At 72.4% G+C, this 23,876-nt stretch carries 18 protein-coding genes; 14 read left to right on the forward strand and 4 right to left on the reverse strand.

The genetic code is table 11. The features are described from left to right. The first annotated feature begins 83 nt into the window (after positions 1–83). Positions 84–1,361, forward strand: coding sequence for a transglycosylase family protein (locus ACGH52_RS34165; RefSeq protein WP_399945051.1), 1,278 nt, complete (start codon positions 84–86; stop codon positions 1,359–1,361). Here the strand turns inward: ACGH52_RS34165 and ACGH52_RS34170 are convergent. Further along, a complete protein-coding gene (locus tag ACGH52_RS34170) occupies positions 1,351–2,688 on the reverse strand; it encodes a DMT family transporter (protein ID WP_399945054.1) in 1,338 nt (445 codons plus the stop codon). The two genes, ACGH52_RS34165 and ACGH52_RS34170, sit on opposite strands and share 11 nt — an antisense overlap. 227 nt (positions 2,689–2,915) lie before the next feature. On the opposite strand from ACGH52_RS34170, the gene ACGH52_RS34175 reads away from it, so the two are divergent. The 7 genes from ACGH52_RS34175 (at position 2,916) to ACGH52_RS34205 (ending at position 14,611) form a co-directional block, all read left to right on the forward strand. Beyond that, positions 2,916–3,755 carry a (2Fe-2S)-binding protein gene (locus tag ACGH52_RS34175; protein ID WP_399945057.1) on the forward strand — a complete coding sequence of 280 codons (840 nt, stop codon included), beginning with the start codon at positions 2,916–2,918 and terminating at the stop codon, positions 3,753–3,755. A gap of 37 nt (positions 3,756–3,792) precedes the next feature. Then, on the forward strand, positions 3,793–4,968 hold the full coding sequence (gene glgA / locus ACGH52_RS34180; protein WP_399945060.1) for a glycogen synthase: 1,176 nt from the start codon (positions 3,793–3,795) through the stop codon (positions 4,966–4,968). Positions 4,969–5,017: 49 nt separating this feature from the next. Continuing rightward, on the forward strand, positions 5,018–6,238 hold the full coding sequence (gene glgC, locus ACGH52_RS34185) for a glucose-1-phosphate adenylyltransferase (RefSeq protein WP_121701370.1): 1,221 nt from the start codon (positions 5,018–5,020) through the stop codon (positions 6,236–6,238). A 188-nt stretch (positions 6,239–6,426) separates the two neighbouring features. Then, entirely contained in the window at positions 6,427–9,042 is a 2,616-nt protein-coding gene (locus tag ACGH52_RS34190; RefSeq protein WP_121701369.1) for a PA14 domain-containing protein, read from the forward strand. Between the two features lie 58 nt (positions 9,043–9,100). Next, positions 9,101–11,419 carry a GH92 family glycosyl hydrolase gene (locus ACGH52_RS34195; protein ID WP_399945064.1) on the forward strand — a complete coding sequence of 773 codons (2,319 nt, stop codon included), beginning with the start codon at positions 9,101–9,103 and terminating at the stop codon, positions 11,417–11,419. Between the two features lie 200 nt (positions 11,420–11,619). Further along, a complete protein-coding gene (locus ACGH52_RS34200) occupies positions 11,620–12,960 on the forward strand; it encodes a wax ester/triacylglycerol synthase family O-acyltransferase (RefSeq protein ID WP_399945067.1) in 1,341 nt (446 codons plus the stop codon). A gap of 103 nt (positions 12,961–13,063) precedes the next feature. Beyond that, positions 13,064–14,611, forward strand: coding sequence for an SDR family NAD(P)-dependent oxidoreductase (locus ACGH52_RS34205; protein ID WP_210977238.1), 1,548 nt, complete (start codon positions 13,064–13,066; stop codon positions 14,609–14,611). A gap of 7 nt (positions 14,612–14,618) precedes the next feature. Here the strand turns inward: ACGH52_RS34205 and ACGH52_RS34210 are convergent, their stop codons facing one another. After that, entirely contained in the window at positions 14,619–15,065 is a 447-nt protein-coding gene (locus tag ACGH52_RS34210; protein ID WP_399945071.1) for a hypothetical protein, read from the reverse strand. Between the two features lie 473 nt (positions 15,066–15,538). On the opposite strand from ACGH52_RS34210, the gene ACGH52_RS34215 reads away from it, so the two are divergent. Then, a complete protein-coding gene (locus ACGH52_RS34215; protein ID WP_063124325.1) occupies positions 15,539–15,715 on the forward strand; it encodes a hypothetical protein in 177 nt (58 codons plus the stop codon). Positions 15,716–15,770: 55 nt separating this feature from the next. Then, entirely contained in the window at positions 15,771–16,253 is a 483-nt protein-coding gene (locus ACGH52_RS34220; RefSeq protein WP_076977558.1) for a GNAT family N-acetyltransferase, read from the forward strand. A gap of 5 nt (positions 16,254–16,258) precedes the next feature. On the opposite strand, the gene ACGH52_RS34225 is transcribed toward ACGH52_RS34220, so the two are convergent. Together ACGH52_RS34225 and ACGH52_RS34230 are read right to left on the reverse strand one after the other, a co-directional pair. Next, positions 16,259–17,602 carry an amidase gene (locus tag ACGH52_RS34225; RefSeq protein ID WP_210977239.1) on the reverse strand — a complete coding sequence of 448 codons (1,344 nt, stop codon included), beginning with the start codon at positions 17,600–17,602 and terminating at the stop codon, positions 16,259–16,261. A 550-nt stretch (positions 17,603–18,152) separates the two neighbouring features. After that, on the reverse strand, positions 18,153–19,202 hold the full coding sequence (locus ACGH52_RS34230) for a LacI family DNA-binding transcriptional regulator (protein ID WP_121700981.1): 1,050 nt from the start codon (positions 19,200–19,202) through the stop codon (positions 18,153–18,155). Positions 19,203–19,436: 234 nt separating this feature from the next. Between ACGH52_RS34230 and ACGH52_RS34235 the strand changes: the two genes are divergently transcribed. From ACGH52_RS34235 to ACGH52_RS34250, 4 genes are read left to right on the forward strand one after another with little or no spacing between them, the layout of a single operon-like run. After that, positions 19,437–20,729 (forward strand): sugar ABC transporter substrate-binding protein, encoded by a 1,293-nt coding sequence (locus ACGH52_RS34235; RefSeq protein ID WP_121700982.1) that lies wholly within the window; start codon positions 19,437–19,439, stop codon positions 20,727–20,729. A gap of 6 nt (positions 20,730–20,735) precedes the next feature. Further along, positions 20,736–21,665 carry a carbohydrate ABC transporter permease gene (locus tag ACGH52_RS34240; RefSeq protein ID WP_059297008.1) on the forward strand — a complete coding sequence of 310 codons (930 nt, stop codon included), beginning with the start codon at positions 20,736–20,738 and terminating at the stop codon, positions 21,663–21,665. Continuing rightward, complete coding sequence (locus ACGH52_RS34245; RefSeq protein WP_059297007.1) at positions 21,662–22,582, forward strand: carbohydrate ABC transporter permease; 921 nt, start codon at positions 21,662–21,664, stop codon at positions 22,580–22,582. The genes ACGH52_RS34240 and ACGH52_RS34245 overlap by 4 nt, the downstream gene beginning before the upstream one ends. 30 nt (positions 22,583–22,612) lie before the next feature. After that, the gene (locus ACGH52_RS34250) at positions 22,613–23,860 is read left to right on the forward strand and encodes a glycosyl hydrolase (RefSeq protein WP_399945079.1); all 1,248 of its coding nucleotides are present in this window, start codon (positions 22,613–22,615) and stop codon (positions 23,858–23,860) included. The last annotated feature ends 16 nt before the right edge of the window (positions 23,861–23,876 follow it).

A 23,876-nucleotide genomic window follows, 5' to 3' on the forward strand; every position in this document is an offset into this window, starting at 1 on the left:
CAAGCGGCCGGTTGCCGTCTTGTCATGGCCTGTTCGCGGCGCTTACTTTTGCCCCTCCTGACGCAATGTCGAGGGGGACCTCCATGGCCGTACGCGGCCGGCACCGCCGGTATCAGCCGAACAGGATCAACCGAGCCTCGCTGACCGTCACCGCGGGGGGTGCGGGACTGGCCCTCCCCCTCGTCGGTACCGGCACGGCCCACGCTGCCGACGTGGAGACCTGGGAGAAGGTCGCCGCCTGCGAGTCCACCGACGACTGGGACATCAACACCGGCAACGGCCACTACGGCGGGTTGCAGTTCACCCAGTCCACCTGGGAGGCCTTCGGCGGCGCGCGGTACGCCCCGCGCGCCGACCTGGCCACCAAGGAACAGCAGATCGCCGTCGCCGAGAAGGTGCTCGACGCCCAGGGCCCCGGCGCCTGGCCGGTGTGCTCGCAGCGGGCCGGACTGACCCGGGGCGGCGACCCGCCCGACATCCGGTCGGCCGGAGGAGCGGCGTCCGCGAAGCAGTCGGGTTCGGTGAAGGACGTCCAGCCGCAGACCACCCCGCAGTCCCGGGCGGGCAAGGCCCGGATGTACACGGTGGTCACCGGTGACACCCTCTCCGGCATCGCCGACACCCACGAGGTCCGGGGCGGCTGGCAGCGCCTGTACGACGCCAACCGCGGCGCGATCGGATCCGACCCCGACCTGATCCTGCCCGGCCAGCGCCTGTCACTGCGCGGCGAGGGGGCCACGGCGGCGCCCTCCGGTACCGAGGCGGGAAGACAGGACAAGCAGCAGAAGTCCCAGAAGACGCAGAAGCAGCAGAAGACGCAGCAGAAGAAGGAACCGAAGGCCGAGCCCAAGTCCCAGCCGAAGGAACAGAAGCGGCAGGAGCAGCGGAAGGCGCCGGAGAAGTCCTCCTCCGACAGCCCCAAGGCCAAGGCCAAGACCGACAAGGCCACCACCCACCGCGCCGTCGTGGCCCCCGTCGACGCCGCCACCGGCACGCCCTACCACCAGGCGGGTTCCTCCTGGTCCAAGGGCTACCACACCGGCGTCGACTTCCCCGTCCCCACCGGCACCTCCGTCAAGTCGGTCGCGGCGGGCCGGGTGGTCAGCGCGGGGTGGGGTGGTTCCTACGGCTACCAGGTGGTGGTCCGGCACGCCGACGGCCGCTACTCCCAGTACGCACACCTCTCGGCGATCTCCGTGAAGAACGGCCAGTCGGTGGGCGTCGGCCAGCGACTGGGGCGCTCCGGGTCCACGGGCAACGTCACGGGCCCGCATCTGCACTTCGAGGTGCGGACGGGGCCCGGCTTCGGTTCGGACGTCGACCCGCTGGCGTATCTGCGGGCCGGCGGCGTCAGGATCTGATCCGGACCCGTCGTCGGCGGCCGAGCATGGGCGGCGGGACGAACGGACCGCCGTAGAAGGGGCCGTAGGAGAGCGTCGTGTCGTCGCTCTCCACCGGCGCCCGGACTTCGTACGCCTCCTCGGCGGGGGCGGTGTCCGGGACCGGCGGCGCCACCGGGGAAGGCACGACGACCTTCTCGGAGAGCCGAGCCAACGGAGCCACCGCCGCGACCGGAGCGACCGGAGCCACTCGATCCAAGGACGACACCGGCGTCACCGCCGCCCTCCGCGCCGCCCGAGCCACCGGAACCGCCGCTGCCACCGGCTCCCGGACCTCCTCGACCGGCACATCCACCGGCACCGCTGCACCAACCGGTACCGCTGCACCAACCGGCACAGGCCCGGGCGCGGCGGACCCGAGCGCCGTGGACCCGAGCGTCGCCGCCGCGGCCTCCGGAAGCTCCACGGTGTCCTCGGCCGGGACCAAGGCAGCCTCACCGGTCCCGGTCTCGCTGCCCTCTCGCGCGATCCGCTCCGTCGTCAGCATGATCAGGCCACCGGCGGCCACCACACCGCAGCCCAGGGCCAGCACGGTGCCGGCCGTGCCGTACCGGAACGTCTCGCCGAACATCGTGATGCCGACGATGGCGGCCACCACCGGGTTCACGACCGTCAGTGTGGCCAGCGGGGCCGCGAGACCGGCGCCCCGGTAGGACGCCTGGGACAGCACCATGCCGGCCGTGGCGAGAACGCCGATCACGGCCAGCGACGGCAGGTCCCCGGCGGACACCCCGCCGGACCAGTCGACCGCGACCGTCTTGGTGAAGACCGAGGACATCCCGAAGGCTATTCCGGACGCGGTCGCCAGCAGGATGCTGCGGACCGCCGGGTGCCGGTGCGCGGCCCGGCCGGCGATCATCAGCGCCACGACCGCACCACCGGTGACAAGGGCCGCCCCGACCCGCTGCGCCGAGTCCAGCGACTGCGCGTCGGAGACGCCGACCAGGGACAGCAGACCGGCGAGACCGACCGTGGCCATCAGCGCGCCGCGCCAGGCCGTCGCACCGGCCCTGCGACCCACGAAAAGCGCCGCCATGGGCAGCGCGAACACGATGGTGAGCGCTCCCAGCGGCTGCACCAGGCTCAGCGGACCGAGCGCGAGGGCGACCACGTGCAGCAGACCGCCCAGGCCGTTGAGCGACACCGCCGCCCACCAGGCGGGGCGGCGCAGGGGGGCGTACTGGGCATCAGGGGACGACGCCGCGACCTGCTCCTGCACGATCGCTCCGCCCGCGTACGCCACGGCGGAGACGAGCGACAGCAGCACGGACAGCGCGAGGGCGCTCATCGGCTGCTCCTCTGCGTGAGGCGGGGGCGCTGGGCCCGGCGCGGCGAACGGTCGTCATCCATGGACAACACGATGCCGTCTCAGGGTCTTCCCGTCGTCGTCCCTGAGCATTCTTTGGGTCCTACTACCGATGGAGTACGAGGGCGCCGCCGTCCTCCCCAGGGTGGGCGACTTGCGACCCCAACCCCTGGCCCAGCCCCCTAAGGGCCCTGATACTACTGCTCTCCGTGGACCTCGACCCCGCCCTCTCCGCCCTCCGCCCGCTCGGCGGCTTCTCCGTCCTGCATGCCTCCCGTCCGGTGCCGTCGCGGCATCACGCCACCGTCGCACCTCTTGCCGCCGCCTACGCACCGGGATACGTGAGCACGACCGCGGGCGTTCAGGTCCCGGATCAGTGCCAGGCCCCGAACGACCGTACCGATCCGCTGGGCCACCGCGTCCGCAAGGTCGCCGTCGCGCTCGGCGCCCCCGAGACGCGGGTCGCCGCCTCCGTGGCCCAGCAGGGGCTCGCGGCCCGTCTGTGGTCGGTGTCCCTGGCCTGCGCCGTCCTGTACGGACGCGTCCCGGACCTCGATCCGCGCCTGCTGCACTGGGACCCCGAGGCCAGTGCCCCCGACGACCTGTGGCTCACCGAGGTGCACGCCCTGCCGGGGGACACCGCCACCGTCGCGGAGGTCGTGCTCGACACCCACCTCGCGCCCCTCACCGAGGCCGTGCACGCCCGCTACGGCGTCGCCAGGGGACTGCTGCGCGGCAACGCGGCCTCCGCCCTGACCGGCGCCGGACGCGAACTGGAGCGCTGGGCCCGCCGCCAGGGCCGTACGGACACCGCAGCCCGCGCCCGGACGCTCACCGCCGAGCTGCTGGCCCACCCCCTGCTCGCCGGTACCGGGACGCTCACCGGCACCTCCTTCCGGCGCCGCAGCTGCTGCCTGTACTACCGGGTGCCGGGCGGGGGCGTCTGCGGCGACTGCTGCTTCCCGGGTCCGCCGGGACCCGCCCGTTCCTCGCGCCCGCCGGACAGCCCCCGCCCTCCGCGCTCTTCCCCAGGCGCCCGCTCTGGGTGACCATGAGGGAACCAGCCGCAGAGACGGGAGGTTCCGGGTGCGCGTGGGACTGCTGAGCCGTGAGTTCCCGCCGGACGTGTACGGGGGTGCCGGAGTCCACGTCGAGTTCCTCGCCCGGGAGCTCGCCCGCCTCGTCGACCTGGACGTGCACAGCTGGGGCGAAGGCCGCAGCGACGGCGTCCTGCGCCACCGCCCCTGGTCCGCGCTCGACGGCGCCAACGACGCGTTGCGCACCTTCTCGGTGGACCTCGCCATGACCGCCGCCCTCGAAGGGCGCGAACTGGTGCACTCCCACACCTGGTACGCCAACCTCGGCGGCCACCTCGCCAAGCTCCTGTACGGCGTCCCGCACGTGATGACCGCCCATTCACTGGAGCCCCTGCGCCCCTGGAAGGCCGAGCAGCTCGGCGGCGGTTACACCCTGTCCGGCTGGGCCGAGCGCACCGCGATCGAGGCGGCCGACGCGGTGATCGCCGTCTCCGGCGCGATGCGCGAGGACATCCTCGGCTGCTACCCGGCCCTGGACCCCGCCACGGTCCACGTCGTGCACAACGGGATCGACACCAGGCTCTACCGGCCCGACCACGGCGCCGACGCGCTGGACCGGATCGGACTGGACCGCGCCCGCCCCTACGTCCTGTTCGTCGGCCGCATCACCCGGCAGAAGGGCGTGCCCCATCTGCTGCGCGCGGTACGGGACATCGACCCCGCCGCACAGGTCGTGCTGTGCGCGGGCGCCCCGGACACCCCCGAGATCGACCAGGAGTTCCGCGACCTCTTCGCCGAGCTGAGCCGCGTCCGCGAGGGCGTGCACTGGATCCCGCGCATGCTGCCGCGCACGGAGGTGATCCAGCTCCTGACCCACGCCGCCGTCTTCGTCTGCCCCTCCGTGTACGAGCCCCTGGGCATCGTCAACCTGGAGGCGATGGCCTGCGCCACCCCCGTGGTGGCCTCCCGGGTGGGCGGGATCCCCGAGGTCGTGGGCGACGGCGAAACGGGGGTACTCGTCAGTAAGGAGAGTGACGGGGACGCGGCGGCGGACGAGGACTTCGAGGCGGGTCTCGCGCGCGCACTGGACTCCGTCCTCGGCGATCCGGCGGGCGCCCGCCGGATGGGCGAGGCGGGACGGGCGCGCGCGGTGGAGGAGTTCGGCTGGGACGCGGTCGCGCGCCGCACGGTCCGGCTGTACGAGGAGATCCTCAAGCAGGCTTAGGCCGCCCCGCCCGGGGCAGCCGGGGTGAACGAGGGTGAGGGGAGCGGCCATGCGTCGTGGAGGTCCTTCGGTGCTCGGCATCGTGCTGGCGGGCGGAGAGGGCAAGCGCCTGATGCCCCTGACCGCGGACCGCGCCAAACCCGCGGTCACCTTCGGCGGCACCTACCGGCTGGTCGACTTCGTCCTGTCCAACCTGGTCAACGGCGACATCCTGCGGATCTGCGTCCTCACCCAGTACAAGTCGCACTCCCTGGACCGGCACATCACCACCACCTGGCGGATGTCCAGCCTGCTCGGCAACTACGTCACCCCGGTCCCCGCCCAACAGCGCCTCGGCCCGCGCTGGTTCCTCGGCAGCGCCGACGCGATCCTGCAGTCCCTGAACCTGGTGTACGACGAACAGCCGGAGTACGTCGCGGTGTTCGGCGCCGACCACGTGTACCGGATGGACCCGCGCCAGATGCTCACCCAGCACATCGAGTCCGGCGCGGGGGTCACCGTCGCCGGGATCCGGGTCCCGCGCGCCGAGTCGCCGTCCTTCGGCGTGATCACGCCGGGCTCCGACGGGCAGACCGTCACCGGCTTCCTGGAGAAACCGGCCGACCCGCCCGGTCTCGCCGACGACCCCGGATGCGTCTTCGCCTCGATGGGCAACTACGTCTTCACCACCAAGGCCCTCGTTGAGGCCCTCCAGCGGGACGCCGAGGACGAGGACTCCGTGCACGACATGGGCGGTTCGATCCTGCCCCAGCTCACCGACCGGGGCGAGGCCGCGCTGTACGACTTCAGCGCCAACCACGTCCCGGGGGAGACCCTGCGGGACCAGGGCTACTGGCGGGACGTGGGCACGCTGGACGCCTACTACGACGCCCACATGGACCTGATCGCCGAGCGGCCCGCGTTCAACCTCTACAACCGGGACTGGCCGATCTACACCCACTCGACCCAGCTCTCGCCCGCCCGCTTCAACGCCGGCGGCATCGCCAGCGAGTCGATCATCAGCGCGGGTTGCCTGATCCGGGGCCAGGTCACCCGGTCCGTGCTCTCCCCGGGCGTGGTGGTCGACCCGGGGGCGGTCGTGCAGGGCTCGGTGCTGCACGACAACGTGCACATCGGCCGGGGCGCGGTGGTGCGCGGGGCGGTGCTGGACAAGAACGTCCAGGTGCCGCCGGGCGCGACGATCGGCGTCAACCCGCAGCGGGACGGCGAGTTGTACACCGTCTCCAAGGGCGGTGTGATCGCGCTGGGCAAGGGGCAGCGGGTGCCGTGACGGACGGTCGATCAGACGGGCGACGGCTCCGGACGCGTGATACGCGCGTTGACTCCGGGGCCGTTGTCATGTCCCTGGACGTCAAGCGGAATCCGTGTTGTCATGCCTCTGCACCGCTGCTGTTACATCGATGTATGACATCGATGTCCTGAGCCATCAGCCACCACCCGTTCTCGAGGAGAGGGTCAGTGCGCACCAAACGACTCAGAGACAAACTCGCCCTGTTGCTGGCCGCCGCGCTCGGCGTCGCCGGGCTCGCCGCCGTACCGGCCGCCAACGCGGCCGACGACTCCGCCGCGGAGGTCCACGGCCTGAAGGGCGAGTACTACACCCAGTCCGCCCCCGGCGCCTTCGACTTCCACGAGCTGAAGGCCACCGGCTTCGACCCGCAGGTCGACTTCAACACCCTGGAGCCGCGACTCGCCTTCGCCACCGGGCAGTCGGACGACGTGAGCGTCCGCTGGACCGGCAAGCTCGTCCCGGAGAAGACCGGCGCCCACACCTTCTCGATCATCGGCGACAACGGCTTCCGCCTCTGGGTCGGCGGACAGCTCGCCATCGACCACTGGGTCGACGACTGGGACCGCGAACAGAGTGCCCAGCCCATCGAGCTGACGGCCGGCCAGTCCTACGACATCAAGCTGGAGTACTTCGAGCACTACGGCGGCTCCAACCTCCACCTGCGCTGGACCGAGCCCGGCGGCAGCAAGGAGGCGATCCCGCAGTCGGCGTTCCGGCTGCCCGACGGCTTCGACTACAACGGTGCGACGGCGACCACCGTCCAGGCCACGGGCCGCACCCTCAAGCTCGACTTCGCGAGCCCGCTCGCCGCGCCCCCGGCCGGTCTCACCGACCACCTCGAAGCGGTGATCGGCGGCGCCACGTGGCCGCTCGGCGAGACCAGGCTCGACCCCGCCGACCCCAGCGCCCTGCTCGTCGCCCTCGACCAGCCCGTCGTCGGCAACAAGAACGGCGACGCCCCCGGCACCGCCGACGTCCGCTACGACGGCGAAGGCGGGCTCACCGACGCCGAAGGCAACGTTGTCAACGCCTTCTGGAGCAGCGGCGGCAACGAGTCCACCTACGAGCTGCGTACCGACTGGGCCGACGAGGTCGGACCGGACAACGCCCTGCCGGAGTACCCGCGCCCGCAGCTCACCCGCGACGACTGGCAGAACCTCAACGGCCGCTGGCAGTTCGCCGCCGCCGAGGCGGGCGAGCAGCCGCCGGTCGGCAAGAACCTGAAGGAGCGCATCCTCGTCCCGTACCCGGTGGAGTCCCAGCTCTCCGGCATCCAGCGGCACGAGGACCGCATGTGGTACCGCCGCACCTTCACCGTGCCCCGCGACTGGCACATCGGCTCCGCCCAGCGGCTGAAGCTGAACTTCGGCGCCGTCGACTGGCAGTCCGAGGTGTACGTCAACGGCACCAAGGTCGCCGACCACAAGGGCGGTTACGACAAGTTCAGCGCCGACGTCACCGACGCCCTCAAGCCCGGCCGCACCCAGGAGCTGATCGTCGGCGTCTACGACCCGACCGACGCGGCGAACGGCGAGAACCCGCCGCTCGGCAAGCAGCGCCTGGACCCGAGCGGCATCTGGTACACGCCCAGTTCCGGCATCTGGCAGACCGTCTGGATGGAGCCGGTCGCCCGGGACCACGTGGACTCCCTGAAGCTCACCCCGCACGTCGACGGCGCGGCGAGCACCCTGACCGTCGAGCCCAAGGGCGTGCGCGACGGCGTACGCGTCCAGGCCACGGCGTACGCCGGGCATCGCAAGGTCGCCACGGTCAGCGGCCGCACCGGCGAGCCCCTCACCCTCAAGATCCGCGACCCGCACCTGTGGTCGCCCGACGACCCGTTCCTCTACGACCTCGAGGTCACCGTCGGACGCGACCAGGTCGAGAGCTACTTCGGGATGCGCTCCATCGCCGTCGAGAAGGTCAACGGCGTCCCGCGCACCATGCTCAACGGGAAGCCCACCTTCCTGATGGCCACCCTCGACCAGGGCTTCTGGCCGGACGGCCTGCACACCGCGCCCACCGACGAGGCCCTCGCGTACGACCTCAAGCTGCACAAGCAGCTCGGGTTCAACTCGGTGCGCAAGCACATCAAGGTCGAGCCCGACCGCTGGTTCTACTGGGCCGACAAGCTGGGCCTGATGGTGTGGCAGGACATGCCCGCGATGACCGCCGGGAAGAACCCGTCCACCGCCGCCCGCGCCGAGTACGAGCGGGAGATGAAGGAGATGATCGACGAGCATGTCAGCCACCCGTCGATCATCATGTGGGTCACCTTCAACGAGGGCTGGGGCCAGTACGACATCGGCCGCGTCGCCGCGCAGGCCAAGGCCTGGGACCCGACCCGGCTCGTCAACAACCAGTCGGGCCTGAACCTCGGGGCCGACGGCGGCGCCGGCGACATCATGGACGAGCACGGTTATCCGAGCCCCGCCCTGCCGCCGTCCCCGGACGGCGAACGCGCCCTGGTCACCGGCGAGTACGGCGGCCTGGGCCTCGCGGTGCCCGGTCACGCCTGGTCCGTGCAGCAGTCGTACGTCGACGTCGACCCGCAGACCTACACGGACGACTACCTCACCAAGCTCGACGAGGTGCGCGCCCTGGTCTGCCGGGGCAGCAACGGCGCCGTCTACACCCAGATCTCGGACGTCGAGGGCGAGCTGAACGGCCTGACGACCTACGACCGCAAGGTGCTCAAGCCGGACGTCGAGCGGGTGAAGGCCGCCCAGGAGGCACTCATCCACGACGCCTCCCAGCCCACCCCGGCGGGCTGCACCGCCTGATCACCCGCACCCGAGGAACGACCGCACGACACCGCAGACCTTCCGGAGGTCACCGCACATGAGAGGCACCCGGCGTCTGCGGCTGTGCGTGGCCGGGGTGGTGGCAGCGTCCGCGCTGCTCACCGCCCCGGCGGCGCAGGCCGCCCCGACGACCGACCAGAACCTGACCGACCTCGTGAACCCGTTCATCGGGACCGAGAACGAGGGCAACACCTATCCCGGCGCCGCCGTGCCCTTCGGCATGGTGCAGTTCTCGCCGGACACCGGCCACAACGTCGGCTACGACTACTCCAACGACCGCATCCGGGGCTTCTCCCTGGTCCACCTCTCCGGCGTCGGCTGCGGACTCGGCGGCGACCTGCCGGTGCTGCCGACCACCGGCGACGTCACCGAGACGGACTACGCGAAGTACGCCGCCTCCTTCAGCCACGACGACGAGGAGGCGAGCCCCGGCTACTACCGGGTCGGCCTCGACTCCGGCGTCGAGGCGGAGCTGACCGCCACCGAACGCACCGGAGTGCAGCGCTACACCTTCCCCTCCACCGACAAGGCCAACGTCCTGCTCAACGCCGGCCAGTCGCTGCACAAGAACATCAGCACCAAGGTCGAGGTGCTCGACAGCCGCACCGTGCGCACCGCGATCACCGGCAGCGGCTTCTGCCAGGACACCAAGCCGTACACCGTCTACACGATCACCCGCTTCGACCGGCCCTTCGCCTCCTACGGCACCTGGGACGACGGCACCGTGACCGCGGGCGCGAAGAGCGGCGGCGACGGCGCCTACGTCCGCTTCGACACCACGAAGGACCGCACCGTCGAGGCCACCACCGCCCTGTCCTACGTCGACGCGCGCGGCGCCGCGCTCAACCTGCGCGCCGAGGGCGGGCACCCCTTCGACTCCGTGCGCCGCGGTGCCGACCGCACCTGGGAGAAGCGGCTGGACGACGTCAGGGTCCGGGGCGGCGACGACACCCTGCGCCGCACCTTCTACTCGTCCCTGTACCGGTCCTTCCTCGCGCCCAACGTCGGCAGCGACGTCGACGGCCGCTACACCGGCTGGGACCAGGAAATTCACCGCGCCAAGGGCTTCACGTACTACCAGAACTGGTCGCTGTGGGACACCTACCGCACCCAGTCCCAGCTCCTCGCCCTGCTCGCGCCCCGCGAGGCCCGCGACATGGCGATCTCCGTCATCAAGATCGACGAGGAGAGCGGCTGGCTGCCCAAGTGGGGCTACGGCACCGTCGAGACCAACATCATGACGGGCGACCCGGTGACCCCCTTCCTCACCAACGCCTACCAGCAGGGACTGCTGCACGGCTGGGAGGAGAAGGCCTACCGCGCGCTGAGGAAGAACGCCGACGGCGTCCCGCCCGCCGATTCGCCGGCCGTCGGCCGGGAGGCCAACCGCGAATACCTCGCCGACGGCTTCGCGCCGTACGTCAAGGGCCGCCCGCACGCGAAGCCCGGCGACTCCGACTACGACCACGGCGCCTCCGCCACCCTGGAGTACGCCCTGTCCGACGCCATGCTCTCCCGCATGGCCCGCGACCTCGGCCACGAGGCGGACGCGAAGCGGTACGCCGAGCGCGCCCAGAGCTACCGCGACGTCTTCGATCCCTCGACCGGCTTCTTCCGCGCCCGCGACGCCGAGGGCGCCTTCACCGGGCCGGCCGACCCGGCGCAGAGCGAGGGCTTCCACGAGGGCACGTCCTGGCAGTACCAGTGGCTGGTGCCGCAGGACCTGCCCGGCATGATCGACCTCATCGGCGGGACCGAGGCCGCCAACGAGCGGCTCGACTCCTTCTTCGCCTACGACCAGCTCCTGAAGGACCCGGCGAAGACCGCCCGCGAGGTGTGGGTGAACGGGCCGTACGACTACTACAACGCCGACAAGTACAACCCGCAGAACGAGCCCGACCTGATCGCCCCGTACACCTACCTGTCGACCGGGCAGCCCTGGAAGGCCACCGACGTGGTGCACGCGGCGCTCACCCTGTTCACGGACACGCCGACCGGCATGACCGGAAACGACGACCTCGGGACCATGTCCGCCTGGAACGTGCTGTCCTCGATCGGGATCTTCCCGATCCAGCCCGGCTACGACACCTGGGGCCTGTCCACCCCGGTCTTCGACCGCGTCGACCTCGCCCTCGACCGCCGCTACTACCCGCGCGGCGCCCTGACGATCACCGCGCCCGGCACCTCGGACACCGACCGGTACGTCCAGTCGGCCCGCACCGACGGCTCGGCCTACGCCCGCACCTGGCTGACGACCGACGCCCTGCGCTCCGTACGGTCGCTCGCGTTCACGGTCGGCCCGCAGCCGTCCGAGTGGGGAACCTCGGCCCAGGCGGTGCCGCCGCCGCTGACGTGAGGGTGATGTGAGCGCAGACGCCCCATGAGTCACAGCAGTCCCGCCCCCTACCGAAGGGGGCGGGACTTTAACCCGCTGTTAACTGTGCGTAGCTTGATCGTACTTGACCGTAATCGTCGGAGAGCGATTGACTGCTTGTCCACACGTAGTCCATCCGCCGCTCATCTGCCGCCCCTGCGTCGTCCTTGCGAGGCAAGCCCTTGACTCCCGATCCGCTCGCTCCCCTCGACCTGGCGTTCTGGAACATCGAGTCCGCCGAGCACCCCATGCACCTGGGCGCACTCGGCGTCTTCGAGGCCGACTCGCCCACCGCGGGCGCCCACGCGGCGGACCTGCTCGCGGCCCGCGCGCCCGCGGTGCCCGGACTGCGGATGAGGATCCGGGACACCTGGCAGCCGCCCCTGGCCCTGCGCCGCCCCTTCGCCTTCGGCGGCGCGACCCGCGAGCCCGACCCCCGCTTCGACCCGCTCGACCACGTGCGGCTGCACGCCCCCACCACCGACTTCCACCCCCGGGCCGGACACCTCATGGAGCGCCCCCTGGAGCGCGGGCGGCCACCGTGGGAGGCGCACGTGCTGCCGGGCGCGGACGGCGGGTCCTTCGCCGTACTGTTCAAGTTCCACCACGCCCTGGCCGACGGCCTGCGCGCCCTGACCCTCGCCGCCGGGGTCCTCGACCCGCTGGACCTGCCGGCCCCCCGGCCCCGCCCCGAGCAGCCGCCGCGTGGGCTCCTGCCGGACGTGCGCGCCCTGCCGGACCGGCTGCGCGACGCCCTGTCCAACGCCGGGCGCGCCCTGGACATCGGTGCCGCCGCGGCGCTGTCCACCCTCGACGTGCGCTCCTCGCCCGCGCTCACCGCAGCCTCCTCCGGCACCCGCCGGACCGCGGGCGTGGCCGTCGACCTCGACGACGTGCACCACGTCCGCAAGACCACCGGCGGCACCGTCAACGACGTACTGATCGCGGTCGTCGCGGGCGCCCTGCGCCGCTGGCTGGACGAGCGCGGCGACGGCAGCGAGGGCGTCGCGCCCCGGGCCCTGATCCCCGTCTCCAAGCGCCGCCCGCGTACCGCCCAGCCACCGGGCAACCGGCTCTCGGGGTACCTGATGAGGCTTCCGGTCGGGGACCCCGACCCGCTCTCCCGCCTCGGCACGGTCCGCGCCGCCATGGACCGCAACAAGGACGCCGGGCCCGGCCGCGGCGCCGGGGCCGTCGCCCTGCTCGCCGACCACGTGCCGGCGCTCGGCCACCGGCTCGGCGGGCCGCTGGTCTCGGGGGCCGCGCGGCTCTGGTTCGACATCCTGGTCACCAGCGTGCCCCTGCCCAGCCTCGGACTGCGGCTCGGCGGCCACCCGCTCACCGAGGTCTATCCCCTGGCGCCGCTGGCCCGCGGGCACTCCCTCGCGGTGGCCGTCTCGACGTACCGCGGACAGGTCCACTACGGCCTGGTCGCCGACGCGAAGGCGGTGCCGGACCTCGACCGGTTCGCCCGGGCGGTGGCCGAGGAGGTGGAGACGTTGCTCACGGCGTGCCGTCCCTGACCCCGGCGGGTTTGGATCCGCGCCGCCCGCTGAATAAAATCCGCTGTTCGACAGCGGTCGCCTCCCGGAGCGCCGCGACGGTGACCACGGAACGGCAGCGGCGATGACGGTGACACAGGACGGCTCGGCGACCAGGGACGAGGCGCCCGCGGCCCAGGCGCCCCCGCAGGCGGCGGCAGGGGAGGAGGCGAACGCCCCCGCGTACGGCCCCGGCATCGACCCCGAACGGCTCGCGCTCTGCCTGAGCGTGCTGGAGGAACTGGACACGCTCGACGTCGACCATCCGGACGCGATCCGGGTCCGCCGGGCCACCTCGCACATCTACCGCATGGTCAAGCAGCGCCGCCGCCAGGAGCGCCGCGCCGCCAAGACCGCCCACGACAAGGCGGTCACCGAGGCCACCGCCACCGGGTCCGCCGAGCGCATCGACGACGAGACCGAGGGCCTGCTGCCCTCCTCGCGCACCGAGCAGGGCACGATCGCGGGGATACTCCAGCGCCCCCGCTCCTGCTACATCTGCAAGCAGCGCTACGTCGAGGTCGACTACTTCTACCACCAGCTCTGCCAGGACTGCGCCGCCGAGAACCGGACCCGCCGCGACGCCCGCGCCGACCTCACCGGCAAGCGCGCCCTGCTCACCGGCGGCCGGGCCAAGATCGGGATGTACATCGCGCTGCGCCTGCTGCGCGACGGCGCGCACACCACGATCACCACCCGCTTCCCCAAGGACGCCATCCGCCGCTTCAAGGCGATGGACGACTCCGCCGACTGGCTGCACCGCCTGGAGGTCGTCGGCATCGACCTGCGCGACCCCGCCCAGGCCGTGGCCCTCGCCGAGCAGGTCGCCGAGCAGGGCCCGCTCGACATCCTGATCAACAACGCCACCCAGACCGTGCGGCGCCTGCCCTCCGCGTACGCCGCGCTGGTCGAGGGCGAGGGCGCCCCGCTGCCCGCCGGGGAGCTGCCCGCCCACCACGTCATCGGCGCCTTCAACTCCGGCGCGGTGGACGGCCTGGCCGCGCTGCCGCTGGGCGCCTCGGGGCTCGACGCGCAGAAGGTGGCCGACCTCGCGCTGGTCGCCGGCAACGCCAGCGTGGTCCGGCACCGCGAGGGCACCGCCATCGACGCGGGCGGCCTGGTCCCGGACGTGGTCGACTCCAACACCTGGGTCCAGACCATCGAGCAGATCTCGCCGGTGGAACTGCTGGAGACCCAGCTGTGCAACTACACGTCGCCCTTCATCCTCATCAGCGCGCTGCGCGCGTCGATGGCCGAGGCCGCGCGCAAGGCGGCGTCGGGACGCGCCTACGTCGTCAACGTCTCCGCGATGGAGGGCGTGTTCGCCCGCGGCTACAAGGGTGCCGGTCACCCCAACACCAACGCGGCCAAGGCCGCCATGAACATGGTGACCCGGACCAGCGCCCAGGAGATGTTCGACACCGACCGGATCCTGATGACCTCCGTCGACACCGGCTGGATCACCGACGAGCGTCCCCACTTCGACAAGCTGCGTCTGGCCGAGGAGGGCTTCCACGCCCCGCTCGACCTGATCGACGGCGCCGCGCGCGTCTACGACCCCGTCGTGCGCGGCGAGGCGGGCGAGGACCTGTACGGCGTCTTCCTCAAGGACTACGCACCCGGCAAGTGGTGACGGGGCCTCAGTCCACGAGGCCCAGCCGGGAGTTCCTGGCCGCCGTCAGCTCCAGCACCGTGCGCCAGTCCTCCAGGACCCCGGCGTCGAAGTCGGCGGTGCGGGCCTCGTCGTCCGCCTGACGCAGACTGGCCAGGTCGTCGTCGTGGTCCCAGGCCTCCGGGTGGGCCTGACGGCGCACCAGGCGGGCGACGCGCGCGCCGAGCAGCGGCCGTACCGCGTCGGCGGTCCTGGCGGCCGGATCGCCGGGCCACAGCAGTCGGCCCACCGGCGCCACCAGCCCCGCGACCTGCAGCTCCTTGTCGGCGGGGCGGCGTCGGCGCAGCAGCGCGGCCGTGCGCAGCGCGTGCCCGTGCGGATCCCCCGGCCCGTCGCCGTACCCCCCGGCGGGCGGCCGCTCGCCCCGGCAGGCGTACAGCAGATCCATCAGCTCCTCGACGCTGCGCAGTTCCATGCCTCGGTCCTCCCACGAGACAGCCGTTGCCGACGAGCAGCAGACCATGGCGAGCTTGCGGCGCAGCCAACGGCAACTTAACTGCGCGACCCGTCACCGCCGCCGTTCGAAGGCGCGGGCGAGGATGTAGGCCGAACGGGTGAGGTGTGCGCGGTGCGGAAGCGGAGGAACCGGGGCAGACTTGGGCCAACTGCGCGCGGGGCGAAGGGCAATGGTTCTCCCATCTTTTCAGCCCCATAGAGCGCACCCCCGCTCATTTGGTTAACCTGGACCGGACAGACGGCAGCACAGGGCACTACCCGCCCAAGGTCCGCCATGGGACGAGCCGGTTCACAACGGTTCGCCTCCGCACGAGTTACCGGCGCCACCGCGTCCGAACTGCATTCGACTCACACCCGAGCGGGCGCCGGGTGCCGGACAGGAGACTGGCGCCGACAGGCCCCGAGGGTGACCCGACACATAAGGAGTGCGCGGTGACACCGGAAACGACGACCAAGCCAGAACAACGCACCGAGGAACGCGGCGGGCGCGCCCGCCGCCGACCCGGCGAGATCGGCAGCCTCGACGTGTGGGCGCGCTCCGCCCCCATCCGCCTCGCGGGCTACGAGGACGACCTCGCCGAGCCGCACATCCTGCCGAGCGTGGACTGACCCGCACGCCACCCACCGAGGTCGCCGAGCGCATGGGCGTGCCACACTCGCGCCCATGCTGATCAGGGAAGCCACGGCCGGCGACTGGCCGCACATCTGGCCCTTCTGGCACCGCATCGTCGCCGCCGGTGAGACCTACGCCTGGGACCCGGACACCTCCGAGGAGGGCGCCCGGGCCCTGTGGATGAACCCCGCCAAACGCGTCTACGTCGCCGAGGACGACACCGGCACGGTCGTCGCCTCGGCCTACGTCACCCCCAACTACGGCGGCCCCGCCGCCCGCATCGCCAACGCCGGTTTCATGGTCGACCCCGACCGGGCCGGACGCGGCACCGGCCGGGCCCTCGCCGAGTACGTCCTGGACGCCGCCAGGGCCGAGGGGTACCGGGGCATGGTCTTCAACGCCGTCGTCGAGACCAACCCCGCCGTACGGCTGTGGACCTCCCTCGGCTTCACGATCCTGGGCACGGTGCCGGACGCCTTCGACCACCCCCGGCACGGGCGGGTCGGCCTGCACGTCATGCACCGCGCCCTGTAGCCCCCTCAGTCGAGCGGCGCCGTCCGCCGCCAGGGCCGCAGCGCCTCGATCCGCTCCGCCAGCTCCAGCAGCACCGCCTCCGAGCCCGGGCGCCCCACCAACTGCACGGCGCAGGGCGCGCCCGAGTCCAGCGTGCCGAACGGCACCGACATCGCGGGCCAGCCGGTCAGGTTCCACGGCGGCGTGAACGGCGAGTACGCGGAGTTCGCCACCACGTTGCGCAGCCAGCCCCGCTCGTGCCAGGGCCCCGCCACGGGGGAGCGGCGGGCCAGCGCCGGGGTGAGCAGGACGTCGTACTCGGTGAAGAACGGCTCCAGGCGCCCGCGCAGCCGCTCCCGGCCCCTGCCGGCCGCCGCCCGGCCGACGAAGCGCCGCCCGAGGGCCGCGTGCACCCGGGTGCGCCTGGTCAGCAGCCGCCGGTCCAGGTCCCGCGCGTCCATCGACGTACCGGCCGTCCAGTGGGTCAGAGCGGTGACGCCCAGCGACGCCGGATAGGGCGGGTCCGCCCGGCGCACCTGGTGCCCCGCCTTCATCAGGACCCCGGCGGCCTCGCGCACGGCCCGTGCGTAGGGGAGGGAGACCGGGACGCCCGGCAGGGGGCTGCGCAGGGAGGCGGCGATGCGCAGGGCGCCGGAGTCCTCGCGTTCCGGCAGGGGCCCGTCCGCGAGGACGGTGAGCATCAGGCGGGCGTCGGCGACCGTCGTCGCCAGCGGCCCGTTCTCGGACATGCCGAACCAGTCGCACTCGCCGATGCCGGCCGGCACGATGCCGCGGCCCGGCTTGAGGGTGACCAGGCCGCAGTTGGCCGCGGGTATGCGCAGCGAGCCCATCCCGTCGTTGCCGAGCGCGAGAGGCACCATCCCGGCGGCGACCGCGGCCGCGCTGCCGCCCGAGGAACCGCCCGCCGAGCGGGCCGGGTCCCACGGGTTGCGGGTCGTGCCGAGCACCCCCTCGGTGGTGCCGAACACGCACAGCTCCGGCACGTTCGTCACCCCCACCACCACCGCGCCGGCCGCCCGCAACCGGGCCACGGTGACATGGTCGGCGTCCGCGGGCGTGTGCGGCGTGGCGGCCGAGCCGACGCGCGTGGACTCTCCGCGCACCGCGAGATCGTCCTTGACCGCCACCGGTACGCCGGCCAGCGGCAGTTCTCCCAGATCGCCCCGGGCGCCCACCTCCTCCGCCTCGGCGAGCGCGGCCTCGGCCCGCACCGCGCGGAAGGCGCCGACGCGGCCGTCGAGCCGCTCGACGCGGGCCAGGTGCTCCGCCACCACCTCACGGGGCGTGGCCCGCTTCTCCCGTACGGCGGCGGCGATCTCGACGGCGGTCCGGCCGGCCCAGTCGGTCACGGAGGGCTCCTAGGGGTGCGGGAACGGGGATGCGGCGTTACTGGCGAGTACGCAGGACAGCACTCTGCCCGCCCCGGGCGCGCACGTCGAGGGCGCGGACGCGCCGGAACCGTCGACCGGCCGGTGACCGGCGGTCATCCGTGCCCGTGCCGCGGGGGTGTGTGCGCGCCGACGGCCAGGACCGGGCCCCGCCCTCGCCTGGTCGGAGGTCCGGCAGCCGCCCTTCGGAGCCGGCGCGGTCCCGCGGGTGACGGCGGGGCCGCCCGCCGGACCCCGGCGCGCCCGGCCCCGGCCGTCAGGCCGACGGTCGTACCGCTCCCGTGCTGTCCCGCTCGATCAGCCGCGGCACCGGTACCAGCACCGTGCGGGCCGGGGCCGGTGACCGGCGGTCACCCGTGCCAGTGCCGCGGGGGTGTGTGCGCGCCGACGGCCAGGGCCGGCCCCGCCCTCGCCTGATCGGAGGTCCGGCAGCCGCCCTTCGGAGCCGGCGCGGTCCCGCGGGTGACGGCGGGGCGCGCCCGCCGGAGCCCGGCGCGCCCGGCCCCGGCCGTCAGGCCGACGGTCGTACCGCTCCCGTGCTGTCCCGCTCGATCAGCCGCGGCACCGGTACCCGCACCGTGCGGGCCGGGCCGCCGTCGAGCAGGGCGGTCAGCTCCGTCGCCGCCGTGCGGCCGAACTCCACGCTGTCCCGGGACAGGGCGGACAGCCACGGCTTGACCATGCGGCACAGCGCCGAGTCCTCCCAGGCCACCACGGACACGTCCGCCGGTACCGAGAAGCCGAGTTCGGCCGCGGCGGCGACCCCGGCGACGGCCATCACGTCGTTGTCGTAGATCAGGGCGGTCGGGGGAGCGGGCGCCTCCAGCACCCGGCGGGTCACGGCCGCGCCCTCGGCGTCCGAGTAGTCGGTGGTCACCGACGCGACCTCGCCGAGTCCGCGCCGCCCGGCCTCGGCGCGCAGGGCGCGGATACGGCGCTCGGTGTGGGCGAGGTCGGGCAGCCCGGCGATGTGCACGATCCGCCGGTGCCCGAGCGCGTGCAGCCCGTCCACCAGGGCGGCCATCGCCCCCGCGTCGTCCGCCCACACCGTCGACAGCCCCGGGTGGCGCTCGTCCGGCGCCCCGCCGATCACCACGCCGGGCAGGCCCAGTTCGTCGAGCAGGCCCGGACGCGGATCGTCGGTGCGCGGGTCCACCACCAGCACGCCGTCCACCCGGTGTTCGGCCCACCAGCGCCGGTAGACCGCGCACTCGTCCTCGACGTCCCGCGCCACCTGGAACAGCAGCCCCAGGTGCCGCCCGGCCAGCACCTCCTGGATGCCCGAGACCAACTGGAGGAAGAAGGAGTCGACGCCGAGGGTGTGCGCGGGCCGCGCCAGCACGAAGCCGACCGTCGCCGCGCCCTCCCCGGACAGCGCGCGCGCCGCCGTGCTGGGCCGCCAGCCGAGCTGCTCGGCCACCCGGCGCACCCGGTCCCGGGTGATCTCGGAGACCCCCGGCCGGTCGTTCAGCGCGAACGACACCGCGCTCTCGGAGACTCCGGCCCGGCGCGCGATGTCCTTCATCGTCGGCCGGCGCGCGGCGGGCCGCTTGGCCGGCATGCGCGCTCCTTTCCTCGGTGCGAGCGGTGAAGAGCGGTGAGAGCTAAAGCGCTTGAGTGCGAAGATCCTAAAGCGCATTAGTAGTTTCTGGCAAGTGCTCTGTCATGCCGCTCTGACCTGCGCTAATGTCGCACCGGCGACTTTAGTTGGCGTGAATCCATTGACTTTCTCCGGATTCGCCGTGCATGGTCGCTGGCATCCCACCGCCGACGTCCTTCAGGGAGACGTGTCACCGTGCCCACCTCGCGCAGAACATTCGCCGTCGCCGCCGTCGCCGCCCTCGTCCTGCCGCTCAGCGCCTGCGGTTCCGGGGGCGACGGCGGGGGCTCGACCGACGCCTCCGGCAAGGTCGAGGGCGACATCACCTTCCAGACCTGGAACCTGCGGGCCAACTTCAAGGACTACTTCGAGGGCCTGATCACCGACTTCGAGAAGAAGTACCCCGGCACCCACGTCAAGTGGGTCGACCAGCCCGGCGAGGGCTACGCCGACAAGATCAGCGCCGACGCCGCCGGCGGCACCCTGCCCGACGTCGTCAACGTCTCCCCGGACCTCGTTGCCCCGCTGGCCAAGGCGGGCCTCGCCCTCGACCTGGACAAGGCCGCCGGCCAGTACGAGAAGGAGTACCTGGAAGGGGCCTGGGCCAGCCATCGGATACCGGGCATGGACGGCACCTACGCCTTCCCCTGGTACCTCAACACCGGCCCGCTCTTCTACAACAAGTCCCTCTTCGAGAAGGCCGGACTCGACCCCGAGCAGCCGCCGAAGACGTACGACGAGGTCTTCGACGCCGCCCTGAAGATCGCCGACAAGACCGACGGCGAGGTCGCCACGCTCGCCAACGTGCCCACCATCGAGGACTTCGGCCGCTACGGCGTACCGCTCATGAACAAGGAGGGCACCGCCTTCGCGTTCAACGACGCCAAGGGCGTGCAGCTCCTCACCCGCTACAAGGAGCTGTACGACGCCAAGGCCCTCGACCCGCAGGCGCTGACCGCCACCCCCGAGTCCTCCGGCAAGAAGTTCCTCACCGGAGCCGTCGCCATGAACCCGGGCAGCGCGCTCGACCTCGCCAACTTCAAGAAGCAGGCGCCGAACCTGTACAAGAACATCGGCATCACCGACCAGATCACCAGCACCGGCCACGTCAACATGTACGTGATGGGCCTGATGGTCAACGCGCAGAGCCAGCGCAAGCCCGCCGCGGTCGCCTTCGCGCACTACGTCACCGACGCGGCCCACCAGATGTCCTTCGCCAAGCAGGTCGCCATCTTCCCGAGCACCGCCGGTTCGCTGGACGACCCGTACTTCACCAAGGAGGACGGCACCGACGAGACCCGCGTCCGGATCGCCGCCGCCAAGTCGCTGAAGACGGCCGTCAACTACACGCCCGTGCTGTTCAGCGAGCAGATGAAGACCGAGCTGCGCAACGAGGTCGCCAAGGCGCTCCAGGGCAAGCAGAGCCCCGAGGAAGCCCTCGACAACGCTGTCAAGGCGTGCGACCGGCTCCTTCAGCAGCAGGGCTGAGGCATCATGGCGAGTCCCACCCTCACCACCGGCACCCCGGACGCCCGCAAGGGCGGCACCCGGCGCGTGCGGCGCCAACTGCCCGCGAGCCCCTGGCTGTTCGCCGCCCCCGGTCTGCTGATCACCGGCGCGTTCATCCTGTACCCCTTCGTCTCCACCCTCGTCAACTCCTTCACCGACCGCCGCACGCTGGTGCCGGGCGAGTTCGTGGGCCTCGCCAACTTCCGCGAGCTGCTCCACGACGACATGTTCTGGATCGGCCTGCGCAACAGCTCCCTGTACGTCCTCGGGGTCGTCCCCGCGCTGGTGCTGCTGCCGCTGCTGCTCGCGCTGCTGGTGCAGAAGAACATCCCCGGCATCACCTTCTTCCGCTCGGCCTTCTACACCCCGGTCGTCGCCTCGATCGTCGTCGTCGGGCTGATCTGGGTCTGGCTCCTCGACGAGCGCGGCCTGGTCAACTCAGTGCTGGAGACACTCGGCGCCAGTCCGGTCGGCTTCCTCAGCGACCAGTGGCTGATCCTGCTCAGCGCGATGGGCGTCACGGTCTGGAAGGGCCTCGGCTACTACATGATCATTTACCTGGCGGCGCTGGCCAACGTGCCCCGCGAGCTGCACGAGGCCGCCGCCGTGGACGGCGCGGGCGCGGTCCGCCGCTTCCTCACCGTCACAGTGCCCGCGGTCCGCTCCACCATGGTCCTGGTCGCGGCGCTCTCCTCGGTCGCCGCCTTCAAGGTCTTCTCCGAGGTGTACCTGATGGCGGGCCCCAGCGGCGGCCCGGCCGGCGAGGACACCACCCTGGTGATGCTGGTCCAGCGCACCGGCACCGGCCTCACCGGCCGGGTCGGCTACGCCTCGGCCATCTCCGTCGTCGTCTTCGTCGTCACCGTCGTCCTGATGCTGCTCGTCCTGCGCGCCGACCGGAAGGAGGAGTCGTGAGCCTCGCCGAGAAGACCCGGCCCGCCGACAAGCCCCGGGCCACCTCCCGCACCCGGCAACGCGAACCCCGGATCACCGACGAGCACGGCCGCCGGGTACGCGGCTGGGAACTGGCCCTGCGCTACCTGCTGCTGCTCGGCGTCCTGGCCCTGACCATCGGGCCGTTCCTGTGGCAGCTGTCGACCTCGCTCAAGGGCCCCACCGAGGACATCTTCAGCTCCCCGCCGAAGTTCCTGCCCTCCGATCCCACCCTGCACAACTACGAGCGGGTCGCCGACACCATCCCGGTGTGGGACTACGCCCTGAACTCGCTGAAGGTCGCCGCGGCCAACGTCGTCACCAACTGCGTCGGCGCCGCCCTCGCCGGATACGCCCTGGCCCGGCTGCGCTACCGCGGCCGACGCGTCGCCACCCTGGTCTTCATCCTGGCCATGCTCGTGCCGGTGGAGGGCATCATCATCGCCCAGTTCACCACCATGCGGGAGCTGGGCCTCAACAACACCCTGATCGGCGTGGTGCTGCCGGGCTGCGTCAGCGCCCTGAACGTGCTGCTGATGCGCAACGCCTTCCTCAACCTCCCCTACGAGATCGAGGAGGCCGCCTTCGTCGACGGCGCCAACGTCTGGCAGCGGTTCTACCGGATCGCGCTGCCCGCGGTGAAGGGCACCCTCGCCGTCGTCGCGATCTTCGCCTTCATGGGCGCCTGGGACGACTTCCTGTGGCCCCTGATCGTGCTGAGCGACCCGTCCAAGTTCACCCTGACCATCGGCCTGAACTACCTGCACGGCACCTTCGCCAACGACGAACGCCTGGTCGCCGCGGGCACCATCATCGCCGTGGCGCCGCTCATCGTCCTCTTCGCCTGCCTCCAGCGGTACTTCTTCCGCGGCGTGGGCGAGGGCGCCGTCAAGGGCTGAACCACCCGCTTCCCCTCACAAGGACACCGCATGCCTTCTGCCGTGCGCTTCGGCGTCAACTACACCCCGAGCGAGGGGTGGTTCCACCACTGGCTCGACTTCGACCTCGACTCCGTACGCGCCGACCTGGACTCCATCGCCGCCCTGGACGTGGACCACGTCCGCGTCTTCCCGCTGTGGCCCTACTTCCAGCCCAACCGCTCCCTGATCCGCGAACGCGCGGTCGAGGACCTGGTCGCGCTGGTCGACGCGGCCGGCGAACGCGGCCTCGACGTCAACGTGGACGGCCTCCAGGGCCACCTGAGCAGCTTCGACTACGTGCCGGCCTGGACCCGCACCTGGCACCGGCGCAACCTGTTCACCGACCCGGACGTCGTCGAGGGCCAGGCCGCCTATCTGCGCACCCTCGCCGCCGCCCTCGCCGGGCGGTCCAACTTCCTCGGCATGACCCTCGGCAACGAGGTCAACCAGTTCTCCGCCGGACCCCACCCCGACCCGGACCGCGCCACCAGCGACCAGATCGACGCCTGGCTGGAGCGGATGCTGGCCGCCTGCGAGGAGGGCGCCCCGGGCCGGATGCACCTGCACGCCGAGTACGACGCCACCTGGTACCAGGACGACCAGCCTTTCACCCCGGCCCAGGCCGCCCGCCGGGGCGCCGTCACCGCGGTGCACTCCTGGGTCTTCAACGGCACCGCCCAGCGCCACGGCCGCACCTCCGTGCCCAGCGAGCACCACGCCGCCTACCTGATCGAGCTGAGCAAGGCCTGGGCCGACGACCCGCGCCGCCCGGTCTGGCTCCAGGAGGTCGGCGCCCCCGCCCCCCTCGTCCCCGCCGAGCACGCCGCCGCCTTCACCGAGGCGACCGTCGAGAACGCCCTGGACTGCCCCGACCTGTGGGGCGTCACCTGGTGGTGCTCGCACGACGTGTCCCGGGCGCTGGCCGACTTCCCGGAGCTGGAGTACGGGCTCGGGCTCCTCACCAACGACCGCCGCCCCAAGGACACGGCGCGGGTCCTGGCGAGCGCGGCACGTGCGGCCCGCGCGGGCACCCGCCCCGCCCCGGCCCCGCGCACCACCGCCCTCGCCGTTCCGGCCGACCCCGCCGCACGTTCGGCCTGCGCGCCCGGCGGTGCCGTCTTCGACGCCTTCTTCCGGCTGGTCGCCGACGGCGCCCGCCCCACCACCGTCCTCGACACCCGCGCCGCCGACGGCACACACCTCGCGGCCCGCGGCATCACCGAGGTCGTCACCCCCGACCAGGTGCCCGTCCCGTGATCGTCCCGCGCGGCGG

This window comes from Streptomyces sp. BBFR25 (assembly GCF_044590125.1).
GTDB classification, from domain to species: Bacteria; Actinomycetota; Actinomycetes; order Streptomycetales; family Streptomycetaceae; genus Streptomyces; species Streptomyces canus_D.